The 23,614-nt window shown below is 47.3% G+C and carries 22 protein-coding genes; 19 read left to right on the forward strand and 3 right to left on the reverse strand.

The features are described from left to right. Positions 1 to 4 precede the first annotated feature (4 nt). The 8 genes from ACFQ88_RS18755 to ACFQ88_RS18790 all read left to right on the forward strand — a co-directional run bounded on the left by ACFQ88_RS18755 (position 5) and on the right by ACFQ88_RS18790 (position 9,334). Entirely contained in the window at positions 5 to 1,129 is a 1,125-nt protein-coding gene (locus ACFQ88_RS18755; RefSeq protein ID WP_379455174.1) for an N-acetylglucosamine-6-phosphate deacetylase, read from the forward strand. Between the two features lie 66 nt (positions 1,130 to 1,195). After that, positions 1,196 to 2,425 carry a Gfo/Idh/MocA family protein gene (locus ACFQ88_RS18760; protein WP_379455175.1) on the forward strand — a complete coding sequence of 410 codons (1,230 nt, stop codon included), beginning with the start codon at positions 1,196 to 1,198 and terminating at the stop codon, positions 2,423 to 2,425. 27 nt (positions 2,426 to 2,452) lie between these two features. Further along, complete coding sequence (locus ACFQ88_RS18765; RefSeq protein WP_379455176.1) at positions 2,453 to 3,772, forward strand: ABC transporter substrate-binding protein; 1,320 nt, start codon at positions 2,453 to 2,455, stop codon at positions 3,770 to 3,772. Between the two features lie 97 nt (positions 3,773 to 3,869). Beyond that, on the forward strand, positions 3,870 to 4,769 hold the full coding sequence (locus ACFQ88_RS18770) for a carbohydrate ABC transporter permease (RefSeq protein WP_239625524.1): 900 nt from the start codon (positions 3,870 to 3,872) through the stop codon (positions 4,767 to 4,769). Between the two features lies 1 nt (position 4,770). Then, positions 4,771 to 5,610 carry a carbohydrate ABC transporter permease gene (locus ACFQ88_RS18775; RefSeq protein WP_379455177.1) on the forward strand — a complete coding sequence of 280 codons (840 nt, stop codon included), beginning with the start codon at positions 4,771 to 4,773 and terminating at the stop codon, positions 5,608 to 5,610. A 12-nt stretch (positions 5,611 to 5,622) separates the two neighbouring features. After that, positions 5,623 to 6,657, forward strand: a complete 1,035-nt coding sequence (locus ACFQ88_RS18780) for a Gfo/Idh/MocA family protein (RefSeq protein WP_379455178.1) — start codon at positions 5,623 to 5,625, stop codon at positions 6,655 to 6,657. Beyond that, complete coding sequence (locus tag ACFQ88_RS18785; protein WP_379455179.1) at positions 6,641 to 7,651, forward strand: alpha/beta hydrolase family protein; 1,011 nt, start codon at positions 6,641 to 6,643, stop codon at positions 7,649 to 7,651. Before ACFQ88_RS18780 ends, ACFQ88_RS18785 begins: the two co-directional genes overlap by 17 nt. Positions 7,652 to 7,720: 69 nt before the next feature. After that, positions 7,721 to 9,334, forward strand: coding sequence for a gamma-glutamyltransferase family protein (locus ACFQ88_RS18790; RefSeq protein WP_379455180.1), 1,614 nt, complete (start codon positions 7,721 to 7,723; stop codon positions 9,332 to 9,334). Positions 9,335 to 9,381: 47 nt separating this feature from the next. Here ACFQ88_RS18790 and ACFQ88_RS18795 read toward each other — a convergent pair whose 3' ends face one another. The 3 genes from ACFQ88_RS18795 to ACFQ88_RS18805 all read right to left on the reverse strand — a co-directional run bounded on the left by ACFQ88_RS18795 (position 9,382) and on the right by ACFQ88_RS18805 (position 11,023). Next, the gene (locus ACFQ88_RS18795; RefSeq protein ID WP_239625511.1) at positions 9,382 to 9,987 is read right to left on the reverse strand and encodes a V-type ATP synthase subunit I domain-containing protein; all 606 of its coding nucleotides are present in this window, start codon (positions 9,985 to 9,987) and stop codon (positions 9,382 to 9,384) included. Between the two features lie 188 nt (positions 9,988 to 10,175). Further along, the gene (locus tag ACFQ88_RS18800; protein ID WP_379455181.1) at positions 10,176 to 10,700 is read right to left on the reverse strand and encodes a DUF2812 domain-containing protein; all 525 of its coding nucleotides are present in this window, start codon (positions 10,698 to 10,700) and stop codon (positions 10,176 to 10,178) included. Further along, positions 10,697 to 11,023, reverse strand: coding sequence for a PadR family transcriptional regulator (locus tag ACFQ88_RS18805; RefSeq protein ID WP_239625507.1), 327 nt, complete (start codon positions 11,021 to 11,023; stop codon positions 10,697 to 10,699). Before ACFQ88_RS18805 ends, ACFQ88_RS18800 begins: the two co-directional genes overlap by 4 nt. 235 nt (positions 11,024 to 11,258) lie before the next feature. Between ACFQ88_RS18805 and ACFQ88_RS18810 the strand changes: the two genes are divergently transcribed. The 11 genes from ACFQ88_RS18810 to ACFQ88_RS18860 all read left to right on the forward strand — a co-directional run bounded on the left by ACFQ88_RS18810 (position 11,259) and on the right by ACFQ88_RS18860 (position 23,450). Further along, positions 11,259 to 12,725: a hypothetical protein gene (locus ACFQ88_RS18810; RefSeq protein ID WP_379455182.1), complete on the forward strand. Its 1,467-nt coding sequence runs from the start codon at positions 11,259 to 11,261 to the stop codon at positions 12,723 to 12,725. Positions 12,726 to 12,836: 111 nt separating this feature from the next. Beyond that, the gene (locus ACFQ88_RS18815; protein WP_379455183.1) at positions 12,837 to 13,373 is read left to right on the forward strand and encodes a hypothetical protein; all 537 of its coding nucleotides are present in this window, start codon (positions 12,837 to 12,839) and stop codon (positions 13,371 to 13,373) included. 14 nt (positions 13,374 to 13,387) lie between these two features. Beyond that, positions 13,388 to 13,891 (forward strand): P-loop nucleotide/nucleoside kinase family protein, encoded by a 504-nt coding sequence (locus tag ACFQ88_RS18820; RefSeq protein ID WP_379455184.1) that lies wholly within the window; start codon positions 13,388 to 13,390, stop codon positions 13,889 to 13,891. Between the two features lie 179 nt (positions 13,892 to 14,070). Next, positions 14,071 to 14,553, forward strand: a complete 483-nt coding sequence (locus ACFQ88_RS18825; protein WP_239625497.1) for a DUF2975 domain-containing protein — start codon at positions 14,071 to 14,073, stop codon at positions 14,551 to 14,553. Positions 14,554 to 14,563: 10 nt separating this feature from the next. Then, on the forward strand, positions 14,564 to 14,788 hold the full coding sequence (locus ACFQ88_RS18830) for a helix-turn-helix domain-containing protein (RefSeq protein ID WP_239625495.1): 225 nt from the start codon (positions 14,564 to 14,566) through the stop codon (positions 14,786 to 14,788). A 35-nt stretch (positions 14,789 to 14,823) separates the two neighbouring features. Beyond that, positions 14,824 to 16,068, forward strand: a complete 1,245-nt coding sequence (locus ACFQ88_RS18835; protein ID WP_379455874.1) for a DUF4153 domain-containing protein — start codon at positions 14,824 to 14,826, stop codon at positions 16,066 to 16,068. A 228-nt stretch (positions 16,069 to 16,296) separates the two neighbouring features. After that, positions 16,297 to 17,262, forward strand: a complete 966-nt coding sequence (locus ACFQ88_RS18840) for an ABC transporter permease (RefSeq protein ID WP_379455185.1) — start codon at positions 16,297 to 16,299, stop codon at positions 17,260 to 17,262. A gap of 1 nt (position 17,263) precedes the next feature. After that, positions 17,264 to 18,142, forward strand: a complete 879-nt coding sequence (locus ACFQ88_RS18845; protein ID WP_379455186.1) for a carbohydrate ABC transporter permease — start codon at positions 17,264 to 17,266, stop codon at positions 18,140 to 18,142. Between the two features lie 33 nt (positions 18,143 to 18,175). Next, positions 18,176 to 19,699, forward strand: a complete 1,524-nt coding sequence (locus ACFQ88_RS18850; RefSeq protein WP_379455187.1) for an extracellular solute-binding protein — start codon at positions 18,176 to 18,178, stop codon at positions 19,697 to 19,699. Between the two features lie 17 nt (positions 19,700 to 19,716). Beyond that, positions 19,717 to 21,057, forward strand: a complete 1,341-nt coding sequence (locus ACFQ88_RS18855) for a sulfatase-like hydrolase/transferase (RefSeq protein WP_379455188.1) — start codon at positions 19,717 to 19,719, stop codon at positions 21,055 to 21,057. A 35-nt stretch (positions 21,058 to 21,092) separates the two neighbouring features. Beyond that, on the forward strand, positions 21,093 to 23,450 hold the full coding sequence (locus ACFQ88_RS18860) for a helix-turn-helix domain-containing protein (protein WP_379455189.1): 2,358 nt from the start codon (positions 21,093 to 21,095) through the stop codon (positions 23,448 to 23,450). Positions 23,451 to 23,614: the final 164 nt, after the last annotated feature.

Consider the following 23,614-nt stretch of genomic DNA (forward strand, 5'->3'; position numbering starts at 1 on the left):
TTGGTTGACAGGTCAGACGGTAACGGTCGTGGTTGAGGACGGTAAGGTAGTCCGTCTTCAGCCTAGCAATAAAAAGGTAGAGCATTGGATTGCTCCCGGGCTAATCGATGTCCAGGTCAATGGAATCGGCGGGTTCGATCTTAATGATGCACAATTAACCGTGGATACGGTCAGGCAGGCTGCAGCCGTTCTTCACCGTGGCGGTGTGACCCGCTTCTGTCCTACTGTGGTGACCGGTTCGAAGGAACGAATGCTGCACTGCATCGGAACCATAGCACAATCATGTGAGTCCGATCCGATTGTACGAAATTCAGTTATCGGCATTCATGTAGAAGGTCCGTTCATTTCAGCGGAGGACGGCCCGCGGGGAGCACATAACCTTCTCTATGTTAGGGATCCGGATTGGATGGAATTTCTGGAGTGGAATGAAGCTGCCGGGGGGAGAATTTGCAAGGTGACCTTGGCGCCGGAGAAGCCTGGTGCCATCCCGTTTATTAAGAACCTGCGTCAGCTTGGGATCATCGCGTCTATCGGCCACACTGCGGCTTCGGAGGAGCAGATTCAAGCGGCTGTCAGCGCCGGCGTTACAATGAGCACCCATTTGGGCAACGGTGCACACCCTTACATCAAACGGCATCCTAATTACATATGGGCTCAGTTAGCAGAGGATCGTTTGTGGGCGGGACTTATTCCGGACGGATTTCATCTTCCCATGTCCACGCTGAAAGTGATGATCCGAGCTAAGGGGAGAAAGGCGATTCTGACTAGCGATGCGGTCCATTTGGCCGGAATGCCGCCTGGGAGATACCATACGCATATTAACGACGATGTCGTCTTGGAGGAAAATGGATTTCTGCATTTAGCCAGCACCCCTGACATATTGGCCGGGTCATCCACACCGCTGCATGTTGGAATTCAAAATGCAGCGAAAGCCGGCATAGCTTCACTGGGCGAGTGCATTACGATGGTTTCCCTGCACCCCGCAGAGCTGTTTGGGCTGGATCGTGAGGGAGTCGGTACCATCCAGGCCGGTTCTCCAGCGGATTTTATTGTATATGATCATCATGCCGATGGGGGCTGGACCATTCTTGAAACCGTATTGGGCGGTGAATCGGTTTATCATCTGTAGGCAGGACTTTTTATGGAATTAAATGTCAGAATATTTAGACAATTATTAACAAATGGGGATGAATCTATGAAAACTTACGCAATTGTCGGAGCCGGCAGCCGATGTACGTCGATGTTTGCTCTACCGATTAGCAAGCAATTCGCAGACGCAGCGCGAATCGTTGGAGTCTACGATCCTAACTACAAACGGGCTGAGCTGCTTCAGCAAAAATGCGGCGGCGGTTTTCCGGTGTACAAAGACTTTGAACAAATGATTGTTGAAGCGAAGCCGGACGTGGTCATTGTGACCACCATCGACAGATACCATCATGAATACATCATCAAGGCAATGGAGATGGGGTGTGACGCAATTACCGAGAAACCGATGACGATCGACGAGGAAAAGTGTAAGGCCATTCTGGAAGCGGAGCAAAGGACTGGCCGAAAAGTCACTGTCACTTTTAACATGAGGTACAGACCCTTTGTCGTGCGGATTAAAGAGCTTCTTAAGCAAAATACAGTTGGCCAAATTTTAAGCGTCCATTTTGAGTGGTTCCTCGACACTTCACACGGTGCAGATTACTTCCGAAGGTGGCACCGGAAGAAGGAGAACTCCGGCGGATTGCTTCTCCACAAATCCACGCATCACTTCGATTTCATCAACTGGCTGCTGGAGGAGGAGCCGGTGCAGGTTTCCGCTTTTGGTTCGCTCCGGTTTTATGGACCGACCAGGGAGGAGCGAGGGACGCGGTGCCTGACCTGTTCGTACAAAAGTTCGTGTGAATTTTATTTTGATATAACCAAGGAATCTACCCGGGACCTTTACCTCGAATGTGAGGATGTGGATGCATACTACCGCGATCAATGTGTGTTCTCGGAGGAAATTGATATTGAGGATTCCGTGAGCCTGCACGTGAAATATTCAGGCGGTGCGTTGATGAGCTATTCGTTAACGGCTCATTCTCCTTTTGAGGGCTTCAAGCTGGCGATCAACGGCAGCGAGGGAAGGTTAGAAGCGGAAACGTTTCATGGAGCCGTAGGGCCGTTTGCCGGTGAAGACATTAACCGGTTAAGAATATACAACCGGAGGGAAGAGGAAATCTCCTATAAGGTACCGCTAGTTTTGGGTGCCCACGGAGGAGGGGACGAACGGCTGTTAAAAATGCTGTTTCGTGGAAACATGGAAGACCCGCTTCATCAGCAGGCTAGCTCCTGGGACGGTGCGATGTCCAACGCCATAGGCTTCGCTGCCAACAAATCAATGAGAGAGGGCAATTCCGTCCTCATTAGCTCATTGATTCAAAAACCGAAGTCATGAGTAGACCCATTTGAGGGAGGATTACTTATGAAAAGTAAACAAATCGCGTTATCGTTATCGTTGTCGATGCTGCTAACCGGAGTGGTAGGCTGCAGCTCGAGCGACACTTCGGCGCCGGCTTCACAGCCCGCGGACGGCTCGGGCAGCAGCAAGGAACAGATCAAGCTGAGAGTTGCATGGTGGGGAGGACAATCGCGGCACGATTACACGCTGAAAATGATCGATATGTACGAGAAGCAACATCCGAACGTTAAGATTGAGCCTGAATATGCGGCATTTGACGATTATTGGAAGAAGCTCGTTCCGCAAGCCGCAGCGAACGACTTGCCCGATGTCATTCAGATGAGCGTGGCTTACATCAGCCAGTTCGGAGATCGGGGACAATTGGAGGACCTCGCGCCTCATATGACCAAAGGAACGATTGATAAGAGCTCGATCTCCGATAGTTATTTAAAGGTAGGCCAGTATAACGGTAAACAATATCAGCTTACGCTCGGCGTTAATGCGCTTGCCGTCGTCTACGACCCGCAAATGATTAAGGATGCCGGCGCCAGCCTGCCGTCCAATAGCTGGACCTGGGATGACTTCGAGGCCATGGCGTCCAAATTGAAAGCGAAGGGGAAGCTGGCCGCCGCCACTATTGATGACCGCAATTTCTTGTCATTCTACTTGCGTACTTTCGGAGGAAACTTATTCGATCCTAACGGTACCTCGCTCGGGTATACGGATAACAAGCTGTTTACCGACTACTATACCCGTTTGCAAAGAATGTACAATAACGGCTACCTGCTTGCATTGGATAAACAGGCCCAGAAGAAGGGCGTACCTGAGGATGACGAGCTAGTGTTGGGCAATGCGGGAACTACGTTTACCTGGTCCAACTTGTTTGTCGCCGACTCGGCCATTGCCAAGAGACCTTTGGACATCGCGCCGCCGCCGGGACCCAATATTGATAAAGGACTGTTCCTGCAGTCGAGTCAGGGTCTTTCCGTGGCAAAAAATTCGAAGAATAAAGAGGAAGCGATCAAGTTCGTCAATTTTATGATCAACGATATCGAAGCCAATAAAATTATGAAGGGTGAGCGGGGAGTGCCTATTTCCAGCAAGGTGCAGGAAGCCATCAAACCGCTGCTTACGCCGGAGGAACAAAAGGTCGTCGATTATGTCGCCTGGGTCGGCCAGAGGACGACCTCGGATAATCCGATCGACCCGGTCGGTGCCGTGGAGGTATCGAAGCTGCTGACGGATACCAGCCAGCAAATTCTCTACAATAAAATTTCGCCTGCAGATGCGGCAGCCAAATTTCAGAAGGAATCCAACGCCATATTGGGTAAAAACAAAAAATAATTAGCATGCGGGACGATACAGATCGGGATCGGAACAGCGCACTGGAGCGCTGTTCTGATTCGTTCTTTCCGAGCTTGCTGACAAAGGAGGGTAGAGAATGAAGCTTCGTGAAAACGACCATTTGGTCGGCTATATATTTATTTCTCCCTTTGTTCTTGGATTTCTAATATTTACCGCTTACCCCATATTGTCTTCTCTGTACTACTCCTTTACGGATTATAATTTATTCGATACGCCTAGGTGGATTGGATTGGACAACTATCAGAAGATGTTTACAAACGACGAGAAGCTGATCAAATCATTACAGGTCACGTTTACTTACGTATTTGCCAGTGTCCCGCTTCGGCTGGCCTTTGCTCTAATAGTGGCTATGCTGCTTAATAACACGGCTCGTGGCATTGGGATCTACCGGTCGACTTACTATTTGCCGTCATTGATCGGAGGCAGCGTTGCGGTTTCCATTATGTGGATCCAAATTTTTGGCGATAAAGGCCTGCTTAACTCAATGCTTGGGCTAGTGGGCATCCATACGACAACATCATGGATCGGCAGCCCGTCAACGGCACTTTGGACATTGATCGCCTTGTCCGTTTGGCAATTCGGCTCTTCCATGCTCATATTTCTGGCGGGGCTAAAAAATATTCCTCAATCGTATTATGAAGCGGCTAGCGTAGACGGTGCGAACGGGTGGTACCGGTTTTACAGAATTACCATTCCATTGCTGAGCCCGATCATCTTATTTAATCTGATTATGCAAATCATCTCTGCTTTTATGACGTTCACTCCTGCCTATGTCATTTCCCGGGGTGAAGGGGGGCCTCTGGATAATACGTTATTGTATTCCCTTTACTTATACCGCCGTGCCTTTGCTTTTTTTGAAATGGGATATGCTTCCGCTATGGCGTGGGTCATGCTGCTGATCATCGCGGCGATCACCTTCGTCATCTTCAAATCATCGGCCTATTGGGTTCACTATGAGTCGAAAGGAGAGAGGTAACATGCGGAAAAGCAATGCGCAAGCGATTCTGTATCATACCGTAATCAGCCTCCTGGCTCTCGTAATGATCTACCCAATCCTATGGATGGCAGCCAGCTCGCTTAAGCCGAGCGGCGAAATTTTCTCCACCGCCTACAATTTGATACCGAGCCGGCTGGAGTTCAGCAACTATATAGCCGGTTGGAAAGGCTTCGGATCGAACAGCTTTACCGTCTTTTTCAAAAATTCATTCATTATTGTGATTTTTTCCACGATAGGTGCTGTTGTCTCCTCGGCTTTGGTAGCTTATGGGTTAGCGCGGATCCCGTTTTGGGGAAGAACGTTTTGGTTCAGCTGCGTGATGATGACTCTCATGCTGCCACATGACGTAACGATTATTCCACAATATGTGATGTTTTCCAAATTGGGCTGGATGTCGTCATTTAAGCCGGTTATTGTCCCTCATTTTTTCGGAACGCCATTTTTTATATTTCTGATCATGCAATTCATTCGGACAATCCCTCCCGAAATGGATGAGGCTGCGAAGATGGACGGATGCAGCAAATACACGATATTCTTCCGGATTATCGTTCCTCTCATCGTTCCCGCGCTCGTAACCGCTACGATTTTCTCGTTTTACTGGCGATGGGACGATTTCATTACACCTCTGCTTTACTTGAACAAGCCGCAGCTGTATCCGGTGTCACTCGCTCTCAAGCTGTTCCTAGATGCAGATTCCCTGAATAATTGGGGCGGGATGTTCGCCATGTCGACGTTATCGCTTGTACCGGTCGTCATCGTATTCTTCTTGTTTCAAAAATATATTGTGGAGGGCATCAGCACAAGCGGGCTGAAAGGCTGAGGAGGGAGAAGCGTGGGAACTGCATTTGCCATCATAGGATGCCGGCACGGGCATATTGAAAAGTTTATTCGGGAAATGCTGGAGCTGGGGAACCGCTGTGCGGGAATTTATGAGGTGGAGGAACCTTCACTGGCCAAAGCTTTTGCCGAAAAGCACCGGATTCCTTTAGTTGATGATGTGGATACGTTAATGAATCGGCTGGAGGTGACGATCATAGGAACTTCGGCCGTGAATAATGAAAAAATAGATTTAATCGAACTATGCGAAAAGTACGGGAAACACATCATGCTGGATAAGCCGCTGGTAACTTCCAGAGAGGGACTGGGTCGTCTAGAGTCTGTATTGGATCGCAATCGGATACAGGTAGGCATGCTGCTCACCTCCCGGGAACGAAGCTCCCTGTTTACGCTTAAGCAAAACATCGAAGAGGGCTATTTGGGAGAACTGGTTAGCATTACGATGCGTAAGCCTCATAAGCTGTCTCCGTCGGCACGAGCGTCCTGGCATTTTTCCAAGGAGCACAACGGCGGAATCATTGTGGATTTGCTTATCCATGACTTCGATTTATTGCGATGGCTGACCGGTAGAGAGGTGCGGCAGGTCAGCAGTGTCATGGCCAAGAATATTTTGCCGGAGTATCCTGATTTTTACGATACGGCGACGGTTCAGGTTATAATGGAAGGGAGTCTTGTGGCTCAGCTGTATACAGACTGGCATACTCCTGAGCAATGCTGGGCTTTCGGCGACTGCCGGATCTTCGTTACAGGTACGAAGGGGAGCGCTGAGCTGAGATTATTCGGTGATCCTGCCGTCGAGATGGATGAATTGATGTTTGCTATGACCCATCAAGAGAAGTTCTATCGGGTCGATTTGGTCAAGGCTCCTGTAACGGTGATTGAAGATTTTTTGGACCGAATCGACGGCAGGCCGCACTTCATTACACATCAAGATCTGCTGCTCGCGAGTAGAGGGGTTCTTGATGCGGATGAACGTGCCGTTCTTCTAAACAATTTCAAGGGAGGCGAAGAGGATGTGGAATCCGGATGAGTACTTGAAGATGTTATACGACGGAATTAAGCCGGCAAGCCGGTTTTCGGGCAGCTCGGAGGATGAGTGGTTTGCATGGCAGGAAGGCTTCAGGAAGCACTTTGTTCAGTTAATGGGCGGTTTTCCTGAGCAGGCAGCCGATCTGAAGCCAACTTTACTGGAATCCGTCGACTGCGGAACCTATGTGCGGCAAAGAGTTCAAGTTCAGACGTTGGAACAGCTGTTTATGCCGATGTATGTGCTGATTCCTAAAGGTGTAGAAGAGCGTCACCGGGCTGTCATCGCCTGTCACGGTCACGGTTATGGGAGCAGAGATATCGTGGGATTGAATCCGGACGGGACGGATAAGACGGGAGATGCCGGCTATCAGAAAAATTTTGCGGTAGAGCTTGTAAACCGCGGTTTTCTGGTCGTAGCGCCGGAGCTGTTCGGTTTCGGGGACCGGAAGCTGACGGAGAACGCCAAGGATGCGAATTCTTGCAACCGTATTTCCAGCTTTTTGCTTGCGATCGGCAAAACCATGGCAGGCTATAGAGTTTACGAAACGATGCGTTGCATCGACTATTTGCTTGCTAACCATGACGTGGATGAGAACCGAATCGGCTGTATGGGCATCTCGGGCGGCGGACTGGTCTGCTCTTATACGGCTGCGGTCGATGAACGCATCGCTGCGGCAGTGGTCAGCGGCTTCACCAATACTTATGAGGCGAGCTTGTTGTCCATCCATCATTGTATTGACAACTACGTACCGGGATTGTCGTTAGAAGCGGAGATGCCTGACGTGATTAGCCTGATCGCCCCACGGCCTCTACTTATCGAAGCCGGAACAAACGACCGTATTTTTCCGGTACATGGAACCATGGAAGCGTATCGCAGGCTTGAAGCGATTTATCAGCTTCATGATAAAGGCGATCGGTTAGGTTTGGATCTGTTCGATGGAGAACACGAAATTTCCGGCAGGCTGGCTTATGATTGGCTGGCTGCTCATTTGTAGGCTTTCAATGGCTGCAATAACTGGAACTGACCAACGGACGGCAAAGGCTACGAAAGGAGCGGCAAGTCTATGACGACATTCGATCCTCATTATTATCCCTATCCTTCCCGGCGAACGTGCACTTACGCTTCTCGAGGTATGGTCGCTACATCCCAGCCGCTTGCGGCGCAAGCAGGGCTAGAGATGTTAAAGCGCGGAGGCAATGCGGTCGACGCGGCACTCGCGGCGGCTATCAGCTTGACCGTTCTGGAGCCAACCTCCAACGGGATCGGCGGGGATCTCTTTGCTCTCGTATGGAGCGGCGGCAAGCTGCATGGTCTGAACGGCAGCGGACCGGCGCCTCAAGGATTATCCATCGACGTGCTTAAAGCACGCGGCTATCAAACGATACCGACCTTCGGTATCGTGCCGTTGACTGTGCCGGGCGCGCCGGCTTCGTGGGCGGAGCTGTCGCGGAAGCTTGGCAGGCTTCCCTTTGCCGAGCTGTTTGGTCCTGCGATTGAATACGCAGAGAAGGGGTATCCCGTATCGCCGACGCTGGGTACATTATTCGAATATGAGTTTACCAAGTACAACAAGCTGGAAAAGGGTCCTGAGTTCGAGCATCTGTACACGACCTTCGCGCCGGATGGCCGATATCCTGTAACAGGCCAAAGTATACGATTGCCGCATCACGCTTCGACTCTTCGATCTATTGCGCAGTCGAATGCCAAAGCCTTTTACCATGGAGAGCTGGCTGAGAAAATAGATGCGTTTGTGAGGCAGCATGGCGGTTTTCTCACGAAGGAGGATCTTGCCGCTTTTGCCCCGGAATGGGTGGATCCGATACATGTGCGTTACCGGGACTATGAAGTATGGGAAATCCCTCCAAACGGACAAGGTATGGTTGCACTTATGGCGCTTAATGTGCTGAATCGATTAAACATAACGGGCCGAGACCAGCTGGATACGTATCACAAGCAGATTGAAGCCATCAAGCTTGCGTTTGCCGACGGCTTGGAATATGTGACGGATAACCGGAACATGAGGGTATCCACTGCAGATCTGCTCTCCGATGCGTACGCGGAGGAACGAGCAGCCTTAATCTGTGACATGGCGCATGAACCGGTGCCTGGACAGCCGCCTCGCGGGGGTACGGTTTATGTGGCTGCAGCGGATGAGGAAGGCCAAATGATTTCTCTGATCCAGAGTAATTACATGGGCTTTGGCTCCGGGGTGGTTATACCGGACACCGGCATTGCGATGCAGAATCGCGCAGCGGATTTTAGCTTGGATGACACTAAGGCTAACGCACTTGCTCCAGGCAAAAGAACATACCACACCATCATCCCCGGTTTTCTTACAAAGGGCGGGGAGCCTGTCGGTCCGTTTGGAATTATGGGCGCCTATATGCAGCCTCAAGGCCATGTACAGCTGATCATGAACACGATCGACTTTCATATGAATCCGCAGGCGGCGCTAGATGCGCCTCGTTGGCAATGGAAGCAGGGCAAGACGGTGGATCTGGAGCCCGGGTTTCCGGATCACCTCGCGCAGGCACTGCAGCGGAAAGGACACCATATTACTCGTAATCTGTCCTCTTTGAGCTTTGGCCGGGGACAGATCATTTGGTGCAATCCTGACGGACAAGGTTATGTAGGCGGCACCGAGTCCAGGACGGATGGGCATATTGCCGTTTGGTGAGAGGATTGTGGGATTACAAAAAAGGCCATTCCGCCGAAGGATGGCCTTTATTGCCGTTTCAATTGTTTGAGCATCACAATCCAGATTCTCAGACCTGTCACCCATAGTGTCAGAGCAGAGCCGAAACCGATAAAAGTAGACGTCGCAATCAGAGACACGTTGTTAACAGTAGCATTCATTGGTACAAAGAAAGTAATTACGCCCAAAATACAGAGGACGATACCTGTACCATAATAAAAGCGTACTCGGAACAATTGAGCTAGAGGAAAAAAGTGAATACCGACAATGATGGCCATGATAGGGAAGAAGAGTTCAAAATGATCAAGCATGTTACAAATTACACTTGCGATAAAGATAGCAAGTCCTTCCAGGCCAAAGATCAAGCCGAATTTTCGATTGATTTGTCGCCAATGTCCTCTTTCTTCCCGTGTTGTACTATTGTTCATGTTACGGGCGTTACCAAAAAGGGATACCGCTCCGCTAAGTAAGATTAACGTCATAATCCCCGAAAGAACAAGGAACCACGGACCTCCAAGTCCATTTGAACCGACAATGCCAATGGAAGCCCAGAGAGCCCCAAAAAAAGTCATGAACATAACACCATTCGCAGCACCAAATACTGCAGCCTTCGGTATTTTTGTTAAAGTACTCATTACATTTACAGACTCCTTGATCCATTTTTGTAAACCTTTACAGCTCAAAATAATTATACCATTAGGCTGCCAAGGATTCGAATGGCCTTAGTACTATTCATACTAATTTCAAACCAGTTCATATTGAACGCTTCAGCTGGATATTGTACTAAAATGAGGAAATCGATGTGTGCGGCTTTTGGAAGTGTTCAATCAAAAAATATCCTTTTGGCTTGAAGTCTTTTATTTTCTCCAGTCAACCGGTATAAACTAATCCCAAGCAGGCTTAAGACGGGAATATACAGGAACAGCAGAGGAAAAATAAAATCATTAACAATGTTTGAAAGAAGAATTACGATTAGTGCGCAAAAAAGAGTTGTAAATACAGTGATGAGCCGTTTATTGCGGTCGATGATGGAGTCAATGTCAGTAAATATTTCCGGCTTCGTATCTTGATACGATTGTCTCCAAATATACCAGCCTGTTTTATTGTAAATTGGTTCCCAGCCCGTATCTTCAAAAATACCCGAGTAATTCCGATCCGCCTTTGGCTGATAATCTATGCAATAGCTCATTTTCCTTGATGAGCCTTTTTCAAAGTGAAAGCGTAACCCGTTCCAGCTTACTCGAACCAAGTGCCAGCCGTCGGCTTCCATCTTCTCCAGCCACGCGGTTATGACCTCCGATTGAGAACCGTCCCACCATTTAAACACTTTTTTGGTTTCTTTCATCATAATGATCCCTCAGCTTTCTTCGCATTGTCGTACAACTCCGTGATTCTGGCGATCTCCAGCTTGAGCAGTTCCTTACCGGATGAAGTAATGTGATACAGCTTACGCCGTTCCTCTTCAGCTACTGCCTGAATTAAGCGGTCCTTCTCCATTCGCGATAAGCTTCCATAAATAGTTCCGGGGCCAAGATGAATTCGGCCTTGCGTTAGCTCTTCCACAAACTGAATGATGCCGTAGCCGTGCCGAACCTCGGTAAGGGAAAGCAAAATGTAATAGGCGGTCTCAGACATCGGCAAGTACTGACGATAGATCTTTTCGTTGTCCATACAATCTCCTTTATATTATATCAGTGTATGTTACATCATGCCTTGTTATATCGCATCTTGATATATCATGAAGTGAGTATATCACGGTGCGATATAGTGTGCAATAGGCGATAATAAATTTCACGGGTACTCCATCAATGAAACTTATGTTAAGATCGAATTAAGAAATTTTTTACAGGCGTGTTATCCCTAACTGATAAACTAACCGTACTCATATGGTAGAAAGGAAGTAACGATGGAAAAAGTAGTCCAGAATGTCAATTATGAGGATTTCGGTGCAATCGGGGACGGCGAGACAGACGATATGGAGGCAATTTGCGCTGCGCATGATTATGCCAATACGCATGGTTTGCCGGTAAAGACCAAACCTGATGCTACTTATTACATTGGAGCCAAAGCTTTGACTGCCGTGATTGAAACGGACGTAGATTGGAGCACGACACGATTTACCATCGACGATACGGTTGTAGACAATAACAAGCTTCCTTGTTTTCATGTAAGGTCTGTCCATAAACCGGTTGAACTGAAGATCCAGGCCTTGACCAGAGACCAGCAGCAATTGGATTTATCATTGGAAGAGAATTGTTATGTTATTGTAACCAATGCCAACGTGAAGAAATTTATCCGTTTTGGGTTAAATCAGGACAACGGGACTAATCAGACAGACTGTTTTATTGTGAATAAAGACGGTTCCATTGTTTCCCCCATTGATTGGGACTATGAGGAGATTACGAAGGTAGAAGCGTGGCCCATCGATAACTCCGTGCTGAAAATCAGCGGAGGCATTTTTACAACAATAGCGAACCGGGGAGAATCCAAATATGATTACTATGGCCGCGGGATCGATATTACTCGCTCCAATACTGTGATCGACGGGGTAGTCCATTATATTGCGGGCGAAGTGGGACATGGTTCTCCGTACAGAGGATTTTTAAATGCAATGCGTTGTGCTTATGTGACGATTCAGAACAGCTTTGTTAGCGGACATAAGATATATACTACCATTGGCTCTGCAGGTGAGCCGGTATCGATGGGATCGTACGATGTTCATGCAAATAGCGTAATTGATTTTAAGCTGATAAACTGCAGGATGAACAATATTACTGACCGGACCCGCTGGGGGGTCGTCGCTTCAAATTTTTGCAAAAATATACGAGTGGAAAACTGTGTCATCTCAAGGCTTGATGCGCATATGGGGGTATCCGGTACCTATACCATAAAAGACAGCTACATAGGATGGCAGGGTGTCAAAGCCATTGGCAGAGGATTGCTGACTCTTGATAATGTAATCTCATACGGAAATTCTCTAGTGGAATTTCGGAATGATTATGGCAGCACATGGGAAGGCGACGTCATCATTCGGGATTCCAAGTGGATTCCGTATAACGGCGATGCCCGTACTTCCGTGTTTGCCGTAAGAAATAACGGCATGCATGATTTTGGATATACATGCTACATGCCTCAGAATGTAGAGATTATCAACCTCCATATCGACGATTCGAACGTTCCGGGAGACGATGAAGGCTTTTATTTATTTTCCAATCCGTGTGACGACCAGAGTCAAGATACGGTCAAGCCCTATCCTTATGTATCCAGTAAAAAAGTCATTTGCCGCAACATCACTTCACAGAGCGGTAAACAGCTGAAAATATGCCGAAATCCAATGCCTTTTGCAGAAACCGAGTTGATCATTACGGAATAATGCCAACAAACTCACGCGTTAATCGCGTGTTTTTGTTTTATCAGGTTTACCCAAACCTTCAATAAGTGGCCAAGGATTGCTCTACTAACTATTGAAACGAGGTGGAGGATCATGGAATACATCAGGGATTACGCCATGTACGTATCTGTATTCGGGATGTTTAGTTTAGTCTGGTTTGGCTGGGCACAAGAGCGTCCCAGGCCGAGCTGGCGCCTGTATATCGGCTTGGCATCCGGTCTCGCGCTGTTACTTTGCTTAACAGGTGTCTATTTAAGCATTACGAACTGGGATGCGCCATCCGCTTTGAATGAAGTGTCCGCCTATCGTAATTATTTAATTTCGTTTTATGCCGAATGTATTGTGGCAGGTGCAGGTGCTTTTGTACTTACCAGATGGAAGCGAAAAGAATACATCGCTCCTTGGGTCGCTTTTATCGTCGGCCTACATTTTATTGGTCTGAAAAGTGTATTTGACGATCCCAGCTTATGGATTCTGGCAGCGCTAATGGTTGCCGTTTCGATAGCTGCCGTAGTTGTATCCCCTAAGCTCCAAGTAGCGAACAGCGCGATTACGGGGATTGGTGCCGGCACGGTTTTATTCGGCTTTGCCATGCTAGGTTTGAAACGATTTATGGCAGCGATGATGTAAAGGAGGCGGTCTTGATGCTCTATATTTTCAGCGGTTTGCCCGGCACTGGGAAATCCACGTTATCAGCAGCTTTGGCAGGAGAGCTCCGGACCACCTATCTCCGGGTTGATGTCGTGGAGCAGGCTATGCGAGCTGCCGGAGTCTGGGTTGATGGTCCGGAGGGTTATATTGTATGTTACGAGATTGCATCACAGAATCTTAAGCTCGGCCTCGACGTAATAGCGGACACGGTCAATCCCATTCATGAAACTCGACGAGCCTGGCGAGGCGTGGCAGAGGATCTCGGAATTCCCTATGTCGAAATCGAAGTGGTCTGCTCGGATGAACGAGAACACAGGCACCGAGTCGCTACGCAAGCAACCGATATTCCCGGCTTTGTCCTGCCGACATGGGATGAGGTCAAGAACCGGCAGTACGATGATTGGGAGAGGGATCATATCGTTATAGACACGGCACATCAAACCGTGGCCGAAAGCCTCTTGGCGTTACGCGAACAATTGGATCGGTTGCGCAATTGAATAGTTTGTAGTGGAGTTGAGCATTTCTTTGTAAAAAAGGAATGCTTTTTTTCTGTGCACAAAAATGTAGACGTATTACAATAAAATAAAAATTGATTTAAAAACGGTAATTATTTATTGAATTACGATAAATACTATGCTAAATTATAAATCGTAAATAACTTTGTGAGGTGTATGTTATGAAACAAGGCTCAACCCTCTTTTTAAAGGCGGCTCTTATACTTATTGCAATTCCGGTGCTTGCTTTGTGTATATTCGCGGTGCCTGAGATCGGGAATTTTGCCGTAGAATTGTATCCGGACAGTCCTTATTTAAAATATCTCGTCTTGATCGATTTGTATGCAACGGCGGTTCCTTTTTACATTGCGCTGTATCAGTCCTTCAAGCTTCTTGGCTATATTGACAAGAGCAACGCCTTCTCGGATTTATCGGTCCAGGCATTAAAGAAGATAAAATACTGTGCAATCACATTCAGCGGCTTGTATGTGCTGGGTATGCCGCTCTTATATCTCATAGCAGAGAGAGACGATGCCCCAGGGATCATTGTTATCGGAATGGTCTTGATCTTTGCCTCCCTGGTGATTGCTGTGTTTGCCGCTGTTCTCCAAAGGCTTTTAAAAGAGGCTATTGACATAAAATCTGAAAATGATTTAACAGTCTGAGGTGAATACGATGGCGATTATTATCAATATTGACGTGATGCTGGCTAAGAGGAAAATGAGCGTTACCGAGCTTTCGGAGAGGGTGGGAATTACGATGGCCAATCTTTCCATATTGAAGAACGGTAAGGCAAAGGCGATCCGGTTATCCACGTTAGAGGCGATTTGCAAGGCTTTGGACTGTCAGCCTGGAGATATTTTAGAGTACAAAATGGACGAAGAAGACTCTCAAGAATAAAACAGGACTTATTAAGACAGTGGAGGAGGTATAGCATGGACGTTAGTAATTTTGTCATTAACCATTTGACGAATCCAAGCGAGTTGGAGAGTATGTACAGAAAAGATCCTGAAGCTTTCAAGAGGTCATTCACAGCCGCTTGGGCTCAATACCCTAATTCGCAGGTTCTGGCCGTATGGAACGAAAGATTGAATTTCAAGGAGACGACAAATACAGAAAAAGCTGCTCTGCTTCAAAAAGAATTCTTAATTATGGGCCTACTAGCCATTCTGGCTGGGCTTGTCAGTAGGATCATCTTTCATTATGCCGAACAGCAAGCCATAGCCCCGATTAACCTTGCTTTTGGAGTACTTCCTTTTATTGCAGCGTATTTTATATACAATAATGCACCTCAAAGAAAGATACTATACACCCTTGGAGCATTGTTCTTGATCTCTGCAATTTATCTTAATATGCTGCCTCTGGAGCATAAAGACAGTATTATCCTGGTTTATCTTCACCTTCCCATTTTCTTATGGGTATTAGTAGGGCTTGCGTTTACAGGAAATGAATACCCAATAGGCAGAGCCAGATTAGCCTATCTCAAATTTAACGGAGAGTTCGGCATACTGTACGCCAGTATGGCCATCTGCGGAATGCTGCTAACGGCATTAACCATGCAGTTATTTAGATTTGTCGGAATGGATATAACGGAATTTTATTTTAAAAATGTCGTTATCTTTGGCGCTGCCGCTCTCGCCGTTGTGGCTGCATATCTGGTGTCAAGGAACCTTAAGCTATATAAAAATATAGCTCCCTATATAGCCAAAATATTTAGTCCTCTTGTATTGGTGACCTTGCTGGTATATCTTGTAACGGTTATTGCGGTAGGGAAAAATCCATTCCTGGACCGCGATTTCCTCCTGGCGTTCAATGGAATCCTTCTTAGTGTATTGGCGGTCACCATTTTCTCCATTACCGAAAGAGAGACGGACGAGAAAAGGAACATTTCGGATTACATCAATTTTGCCTTGATTATTCTTGCGCTGATCATAGACAGTGTAGCTTTATCCGCCATAGTGTTCAGGCTTTCCTCCTATGGGATTACGCCCAACAGAATCGCCGTACTAGGCGTTAACATCCTGATCTGGGCCAACCTGATTTGGATTATGCTCACTTACATGCGGTTTCTGCAGAACAAAACCGGACTTACAGCCGTTCAGAATGCCGTTGCCAAGTATTTACCGGTATACGGACTTTGGGCCGCTGTCGTTACCTTTGTGTTTCCTTTCATTTTTTAAAAAATAAAAAGAGAGCCATTTCATGGACAGTACCTTTTATTTCAGAGGTACTGTCTCTTTTTGCTGATTTTGCTGCGTGGATAGGCAGGCGCGTTACGCTATCGGGCAGCATTTAAAAAAGTATAAGCAGATAGAAAGTATTATTTTCGCAAAAAAAAGTGTTATTGCCGGGAAGGGGGATCGTGTTTATGATGAGAGCACATCATACACGAAAGGGACGAGGGTGGCATGAGCGACACGAGAGCAGCAAGGATTGGCGGTCCGGAAGTGAAGCGATCGGCGATTGCAATAGGTAGCTGGAGCAAAGGGATCAGAAGAAACAAATACTTATATTTGCTCGCACTGCCTGGCATCATTTTCTTTATTCTTTTTAAGTACGTGCCCATGTGGGGAGTTTTAATCGCATTTCAGAACTACTCCCCCTATCAAGGCTTTTTACAAAGCGAATGGGTTGGTCTTGAACACTTTCTAAGGTTTTTCACCAATGACGATTTTTTCAAGTTGTTTCGTAATACTCTTGGCATTAACGCATTAAGCCTTATCTTATTTTTTCCGTTACCGATCCTGCTCTCGATATTGCTTAATGAATTAAGACATGAGTTATTCAAAAAAACGGTACAGACGATCGTCTACTTACCCCACTTTTTTTCCTGGGTTATTATTGTCGGTATCACCTTTTTGCTGCTGTCCCACTCGGAAGGAATCATCAACAAAATGCTGCAGGCCGGCGGGTTCAAACAACTTGATTTCTTGACGACTCCAAATTACTTTTGGCTGCTGCTTACACTTCAGAATATATGGAAGGACGCTGGGTGGGGAACGATCATCTTTCTTGCTGCTATTGCAGGCATCGACCCACTGCTGTACGAAGCAGCCAAGATGGATGGAGCTAACCGGTTTCGTCAAATATGGCATATTACTCTTCCTTCCATCCGTAACGTGATCGTGATCCTACTAATTTTGCGAATAGGTCACATAATGGATGTCGGCTTCGAGCAGGTTTTCCTCATGATGAACGGGGCGGTATCCGATGTAGCGGATGTGTTCGATACGTATGTATACAGGGTAGGCATTAAGCAGGGCCAGTTCAGCTACAGTACGGCTATCGGCTTGTTCAAATCGGTCGTCGGTTTGATTTTGGTTATTGGGGCGAATAAGTTCGCGAAAAAAATGGGTGAGGAAGGGGTGTATTGAAATGAAGCAGCACCCGGGAGAGCGCTTGTTTACCATAGCGAATATGACGCTGCTAACGGTAGTAGCGGCCATCAGCTTCTTTCCGTTGTATTATGTATTTGTGGTGTCATTTACGAACCCAGACGAGTATTTTGCCAGAGGCTTCGTTTTATTCCCGGAGTCATGGAGCCTGATATCTTATCGTTACATTCTTTCGACGAAGTCGTTTATTAATGCGATCGGGATCAGTGGTTTTCTAGCTACGGCCGGAACCCTTCTTTCACTGATCATAACCTCCGCTTTCTCGTATACGCTATCAAGAAAGCGCCTTCAAGGAAGAAGGATATTGATGCTTATGGTGCTTTTGACAACCTTGTTTCAACCAGGGATCATCCCCAATTACTTGCTGGTGCGAGAATTAGGATTGATCAACAGCATTTGGTCACTCATCATACCGGTTCTTACCAGCGGCTGGTATGTGCTGCTGATGAAAGGATTTTATGATAGCATCCCGGACAGTCTGGAGGAGGCTGCCACAATGGATGGCTGCAATGACATAAGCGCTTGGCTGAGGATTGTCTTGCCGCTTTCTCTGCCTGCGATGGCCGCCTTTGGGTTATTTTACGCGGTCGGTTATTGGAATACGTTCTTTCATGCGATTTTGTACATTAATAACCATGATATATGGCCGCTGCAGGTGCTGCTGCAAAACATGCTCATTGACGCTTCGACCGCTTCCGGCGGCTCCGCCGCTCTTGAGCTGACGGCCGAACAGCAAATTCCGTCGGAAACGCTGAAAATGGCTGCGGTTGTGGTAGCTACGATTCCCATTCTGCTAGTATATCCATTCTTGCAAAAGCATTTTGCCAAAGGCGCTATGGTCGGATCAGTCAAAGAATAACAATATATTTGTATCCGTAAGGGAGGAAAATCAATGTCCAGGAAGAAAATAGCTAACACAGTGCTGGTATCGTTATTAGGCACGGTGATGGTAATTGCGGGATGCTCGAAGAGCGATCCGCAAGGGGAGGGCCAACCTGGTTCGGGCAAGGGTTCAACAGAGATTAACATCATGACAGTGTTCTTCACTCCGGAACCGCCGGGCGAAGATGATATGACCAAGAAGGAAATTGAGAACAAAACCAATACCAAGCTGAAAATCTCTTGGGTTTCATCCAACAACTATGACGACAAGACGAATGTGACACTCGCTTCAGGGGACATTCCCGAATTGATGCTGATCTTGGACCCATATAGCCCGCAAGTAAAAACGATGGCGGCGCAAGGCGCATTCTGGGACCTTACGCCTTTTATCAAAGATTACAAGAATTTGAGCTCCTTCCCGGCTCAATCTTGGCAAAATACAAGCATCAATGGTAAAAGCTACGGAATTCCCCGCGTAAGGCCGTTGGACGGATCCGGAAACTTCCCGCTGGTCCGTAAAGATTGGCTGGATAAGCTGGGGTTAAAGACACCTGCTAATATGAATCAGATGTATGAAGTCATGAAGGCGTTTACGGAGAAAGATCCGGACGGTAATGGTAAAAATGATACGATCGGCTTGACCGGACTGGTCACTTCCGACGGGATGGGGTCGTTCGTTTGGGTAGAAAATGTAATGAACGGCAGTAATGGACGCTGGAAGGAAAAAGACGGCAAGCTGGCAGACACCGTGTTCGATCCAGGAACGCGTGAAGCTCTCGTTTGGCTGAACAAAGCGTACAAGGATGGCATCATTGCGCCGGATTTCCCAACATTAAAGCAGTCGCAGGTACGTGAAATGATCACGACGAACAAAGCCGGCATATTTGCCGATGCTATCAAACCATCCTGGCTTCTGACCGGGCAAATGAGAAAAACGAATCCTCAGGCGGATATGATGCCGCTAACCTATCTCGAAGGCCCTTCCGGCAAATATGTGCCAAAAGATTCGGGAGCCTATGGCATGTATGTTATTCCGAAGACCGTACCGGAAGCAAAGCTGCGTAGTATACTTCAGTTTATGGACTATGGTGCTACACAAGAGGGTTGGATGCTCGCCAGTTATGGCTTCCAAGGTGTTCATTATACGGAAAAAGACGGCGTGATTACCCCCACGGAACAGGCCGTCAAAGATAACGTAGGCGTCTTCGTGCATCTATTCGCAAATCTGGATAAATACGAAAGAGCTTACCAAACAGGAATCCCCTTGGATTTCCTGAACCGGAACAAGCAGATTATAGATGAGCGAGCCAAATACAGTGTTTCCAGCCCTGCAGTAGGGTTGAATTCCGAGACGTACATTAAAGTCGGCAAAGACTATGACAAAAAAATCCAGGATCTAAAAGTTAAAATCATTCTTGGTCGGGAGCCGATCACAGCATGGGACGATTACGTTGGTAAGCTGAAGTCAGATGCCCAGTATCAACAAATCATAACGGAAATCAATAACGATTATAAGAAGCGTAATCCAAAATAAAAAGGAGTTTGCATGACATGAACAAGAAACCAAACATATTGTTTCTGATGAGCGATGAGCATCGCGCGGATGTAACCGGCTTTGGGGGGAATCCGATCATCCGGACGCCTCATTTGGATCGGCTTGCCCAAACCGGAACGGTTTTCCGGAATGCGTATACGCCTTCTCCGATTTGCATACCGGGAAGGCAGAGCATGATGGCGGGGCAGTTTCCACGAACGACAGGCTGTGAGAAATTCGGCCAGGATTTGCCGCCGGGGCATATGACCTTCTCGAGACGTCTTGCGCAATACGGATACCAGACAGTCGTCAGCGGCAAGCTGCATCACATGGGCAACGATCAGATGATGGGATGGACGCGGAGGATCGGCGGCGACATGCACGTAGCGCCCTCCTATATTCATGACCGGCAGGAAGACGAGTACTCCATATACGACAGGCCGTCTCAAAAATGGGTACAGGAGAAAGAGGTAGCGCGCGCCGGCGTCGGTCGAGGTCCTTGCATCACACATGATGAATATGCTGTACAAGGGGCGATTCAATTCATTGAGGATTATTTTAACAGCACCTACTATGACAGGGAACAGATCCAGCCGCTTCTGCTAAAAGTAAGTGTGCTTCAACCGCATTATCCTTATTTAACAAGTGAGGACAAATTCACTTACTATTTGAACCGGGTGACGCCTTATGCTAACGAACCTATATTCGATCACCCTTTTCTAAGCAGGTTGCCTGTTCAGGCCGGTACCCATGCCTCGGAGCGGGACATTCGTCGAGCTACGGCAGCATACTACGGGATGATCGAAACGATAGACGGGTACTTCGGGCAAGTCATGGAGGCGCTCGAGCATGTAGGACAAAATCTGGATGACTGGATTATTATTTATACGACGGATCACGGAGAAATGCTCGGTCAGCATGGTGTTTGGGAAAAGCAGAAATTTTTCGAGGCAAGCGCCAGAGTCCCGTTAATGATTCGTTATCCGAAGCGGTTTAAAGTCGGTCGTAAGGTAGACGAAAATGTTAACCTGTGCGATTTATTTGCAACGCTATGTGATTTATGCGACGTGCCTGTTCCCCCGGAGCTCGACAGCAGGAGCTTGGTGCCGTTACTATCCGGCAATTCGGACAATTGGGATAACGAAACGGTCTCCCAATTCGGAGGAACGAACCTGATGATCAAGCAGGATCATTTGAAATATCAATATTACGGTACGAACATTCCCGAAGTGCTGTTTGACCTGAAGCGGAATCCGGAAGAAACCATCAATTACATGATGGATCCGCAATATACCACTCAAGTGAAACGTTTTCGGGAACGGGCAGTGGAGCTAGGGTTTTATCCTTCGGGGATTTAAAAAGGACTTTAAGCATAGGAAGGTGGCCTGAATCCATGAAAAGATGGGGAGCAATGTTTCGTAAATCCGATATTTTATGGAAACAAGGCCACTTTTATAGGAAGAGCCTTGTCATTGTACTCGTCATTTCCTGTTTACCAACCTTATTGGTCGGAATTGGCGTGAACTGGATCGGAGTCAGTCAACTGGAAAGCAACGTTGTGGAAACAAGAGAAAATCAGGTCAATCAGTCTGTCCTTCGGATAGACGATTCCTTGACCCAGCTGGAGAAAAACGCTACGCAGTGGGCTTTCAACCAAGTGCTGGGTATGAAATTGCTCGATCTGCTTAACTTTTACGACTATGAACATATAAGAGAAATATTCAAAACATTATTTCTTCTGAAGAATTCAAATCCTTTAGTAGATGAGGCATACCTGTATTTAGATGATGTTCATGGAAACTTATATTCAGACGAGGGTGGCGTAGTTGTTATGGAAGAGGAGGCGGAACGGTCCCGTTTTCGCGCTCTCCTTGCGCAGCCGCATACCACCTACTGGCTTCCGTCGTTTGGGCGGTTTAAGCCTGCGCAGAACGGAAGCAGTCCTGCTTTAATTTATCAGTTGCCGGTAGAAAATGGGAAACCGGTTGCTGCATTGATTATTTTTTTGAATAAAGGGAAATTACTGCAAACGATCGGCGAGTCATTTAGTGACGGTTTAGGCTCCTTTCTTATGTCGAAAAATGGGGAATGGATTGTCACCAGCAATGCAAAGGAGCCGTCTTCATGGGAAGAGGAGCTTAAGCAAGCGGTGCTTGCACAAGGGAACAGGTCGGGAACGTTTTCATATCAGGGGCAAGGCGAGGATTATTCCGTGTCCTACAGCACCTTTAACCGGCTCGGCAGCAATTGGATCTATGTCTCGATCGCTTCCTTATCCAAAATTACGTCTCCTATCGTATTTGCTTCCAGATTAATTTATGCCGTTAGTATCGGCGGTTTGCTGGCCGGTATAATAATCGCTATTCTGGCTTCCCGCAAGCTGTATGAGCCGATTCGTTACCTGACGGGATTGTTCCGGATCAACCGGAAAGCTGCCGGTTTCAGGGGAACAGCCGTTAACGAGATCGAATTTATTGAAAAAGAATGGAAGCAGCTCATGCTGGAGAGCGAAAGCTTGCACGAGCTGGCGAAGAGACAGCTTCCCAGATTGCGGGAAGGATTTCTTCTGCAGCTTGTTCAGGGACACTATTATTCGTGGACGGAAGCCGAAGTAAGACAGCACATGCAGCAGCTTGGATGGGAGATGGAGAAATCCTCCATAGCTGTCGTCTTGATTCAGCTGCATGGCGTCGCCAAATTATCGGGACGTTTTCTGGAAGGGGACCGACAGCTCATTTCCTATGCTACCTCCAATATCATAGAGGAAGCAGCCAAATCCAGGTTTCCTCAAGCGGAAGTCATCAATTTTCAAGACCTGACTGCAGGTCTTTTCCTTATCGTTCCGGAAGAATATCCTCCTGAGCAGGTGAAGGAGGAGCTTAACAAGCTCGCAGAGCAGCTGACGAACGTCCTTGAGTCTATTATACGAATGGGAATTACGGTATGCATAGGACGTCGTACTTCCTGTGTAACACACATCCCTACAGTGCTTGAGGAAACGAGACATACGATTAAAAATCGGAGTATTGCAGATTCACGCTCCATTTTGGACGTAGAGGATAACGTCATTCAAGAGCCTGTCCCGGTACAATACCCGTTTGTACTTGAGGCGGAGCTGATTCAGGCTATTCGTGCAGGGCAACCGGAAGAATCCCTGGATGCATTGGAACGCTTTTGCTATGAGCTTAGGCAGCTGAAAGGCACACAATCGATGTTTACTCAATACATCCTGCAGCTCTTAGGCAATGTGCAATTTGGATATCTCAAAGGTGGTTACGATCCGTATAAGCATGCTGCTGCCGCTAACTTGCATGTGGAACTGGCCGGCATAAGCGAGCCTGACGATGCGATAGTATGGTTTCAGAATCAAATTATCATTCCGTACACCCGTGAAGTTCAACGCCTCGTTTCTACCAGGAACGAGCACCAAAAGCTGCTGATAGAACAAATGGTTGATCTGCTGCAACGCAGCTACCATACGGACATTTCGCTCGAATCGTGTGCAGATCAATATGGGGTAAATCCGTTTACCCTAAGTCGCATCTTCAAGCAGGAGACCGGGGTGAACTTCATTGATTACCTTACAGAGCTTCGTATGGTCAAATCCAAGCAATTATTGACGGAAACCGATTATAAAATCAACGAAATCGCAGGACAGGTAGGTTATCAGCCGACCTATTTCAACCGGATTTTTAAAAAGTACGAGGGCATATCTCCCAGCCGCTATCGTCAGTTGTACTATAAAAGTTAGCAGAAATCATCAGTATGAAGCAGCCGGTCGGTTCGATCGGCTGTCTTTATTAATCGGGAATTTATGGTAATCCCGCTTAAATGAATTCCTGCAGTGCCTTCTAGACCAATACAGCGGCTGAATGTACAATGAATATTGTTACCCAAAAAAGGGACCAAAACATG

Origin of the sequence: Paenibacillus sp. NPDC056579 (genome assembly GCF_042793215.1) — a bacterium.
Lineage (GTDB): Bacteria > Bacillota > Bacilli > Paenibacillales > NBRC-103111 > Paenibacillus_S.

What these genes read in the sequence shown, in the direction of transcription:
- ACFQ88_RS18760 (WP_379455175.1), top strand. Translation starts at nt 1,196, where the DNA reads ATGAAAACTTACGCAATTGTCGGAGCCGGCAGCCGATGTACGTCGATG.
- ACFQ88_RS18765 (WP_379455176.1), top strand. Translation starts at nt 2,453, where the DNA reads ATGAAAAGTAAACAAATCGCGTTATCGTTATCGTTGTCGATGCTGCTA.
- ACFQ88_RS18770 (WP_239625524.1), top strand. Translation starts at nt 3,870, where the DNA reads ATGAAGCTTCGTGAAAACGACCATTTGGTCGGCTATATATTTATTTCT.
- ACFQ88_RS18775 (WP_379455177.1), top strand. Translation starts at nt 4,771, where the DNA reads ATGCGGAAAAGCAATGCGCAAGCGATTCTGTATCATACCGTAATCAGC.
- ACFQ88_RS18785 (WP_379455179.1), top strand. Translation starts at nt 6,641, where the DNA reads ATGTGGAATCCGGATGAGTACTTGAAGATGTTATACGACGGAATTAAG.
- ACFQ88_RS18790 (WP_379455180.1), top strand. Translation starts at nt 7,721, where the DNA reads ATGACGACATTCGATCCTCATTATTATCCCTATCCTTCCCGGCGAACG.
- ACFQ88_RS18795 (WP_239625511.1), bottom strand. Translation starts at nt 9,987, where the DNA reads ATGAGTACTTTAACAAAAATACCGAAGGCTGCAGTATTTGGTGCTGCG.
- ACFQ88_RS18800 (WP_379455181.1), bottom strand. Translation starts at nt 10,700, where the DNA reads ATGATGAAAGAAACCAAAAAAGTGTTTAAATGGTGGGACGGTTCTCAA.
- ACFQ88_RS18805 (WP_239625507.1), bottom strand. Translation starts at nt 11,023, where the DNA reads ATGGACAACGAAAAGATCTATCGTCAGTACTTGCCGATGTCTGAGACC.
- ACFQ88_RS18810 (WP_379455182.1), top strand. Translation starts at nt 11,259, where the DNA reads ATGGAAAAAGTAGTCCAGAATGTCAATTATGAGGATTTCGGTGCAATC.
- ACFQ88_RS18815 (WP_379455183.1), top strand. Translation starts at nt 12,837, where the DNA reads ATGGAATACATCAGGGATTACGCCATGTACGTATCTGTATTCGGGATG.
- ACFQ88_RS18820 (WP_379455184.1), top strand. Translation starts at nt 13,388, where the DNA reads ATGCTCTATATTTTCAGCGGTTTGCCCGGCACTGGGAAATCCACGTTA.
- ACFQ88_RS18825 (WP_239625497.1), top strand. Translation starts at nt 14,071, where the DNA reads ATGAAACAAGGCTCAACCCTCTTTTTAAAGGCGGCTCTTATACTTATT.
- ACFQ88_RS18830 (WP_239625495.1), top strand. Translation starts at nt 14,564, where the DNA reads ATGGCGATTATTATCAATATTGACGTGATGCTGGCTAAGAGGAAAATG.
- ACFQ88_RS18835 (WP_379455874.1), top strand. Translation starts at nt 14,824, where the DNA reads ATGGACGTTAGTAATTTTGTCATTAACCATTTGACGAATCCAAGCGAG.
- ACFQ88_RS18840 (WP_379455185.1), top strand. Translation starts at nt 16,297, where the DNA reads ATGAGCGACACGAGAGCAGCAAGGATTGGCGGTCCGGAAGTGAAGCGA.
- ACFQ88_RS18845 (WP_379455186.1), top strand. Translation starts at nt 17,264, where the DNA reads ATGAAGCAGCACCCGGGAGAGCGCTTGTTTACCATAGCGAATATGACG.
- ACFQ88_RS18850 (WP_379455187.1), top strand. Translation starts at nt 18,176, where the DNA reads ATGTCCAGGAAGAAAATAGCTAACACAGTGCTGGTATCGTTATTAGGC.
- ACFQ88_RS18855 (WP_379455188.1), top strand. Translation starts at nt 19,717, where the DNA reads ATGAACAAGAAACCAAACATATTGTTTCTGATGAGCGATGAGCATCGC.
- ACFQ88_RS18860 (WP_379455189.1), top strand. Translation starts at nt 21,093, where the DNA reads ATGAAAAGATGGGGAGCAATGTTTCGTAAATCCGATATTTTATGGAAA.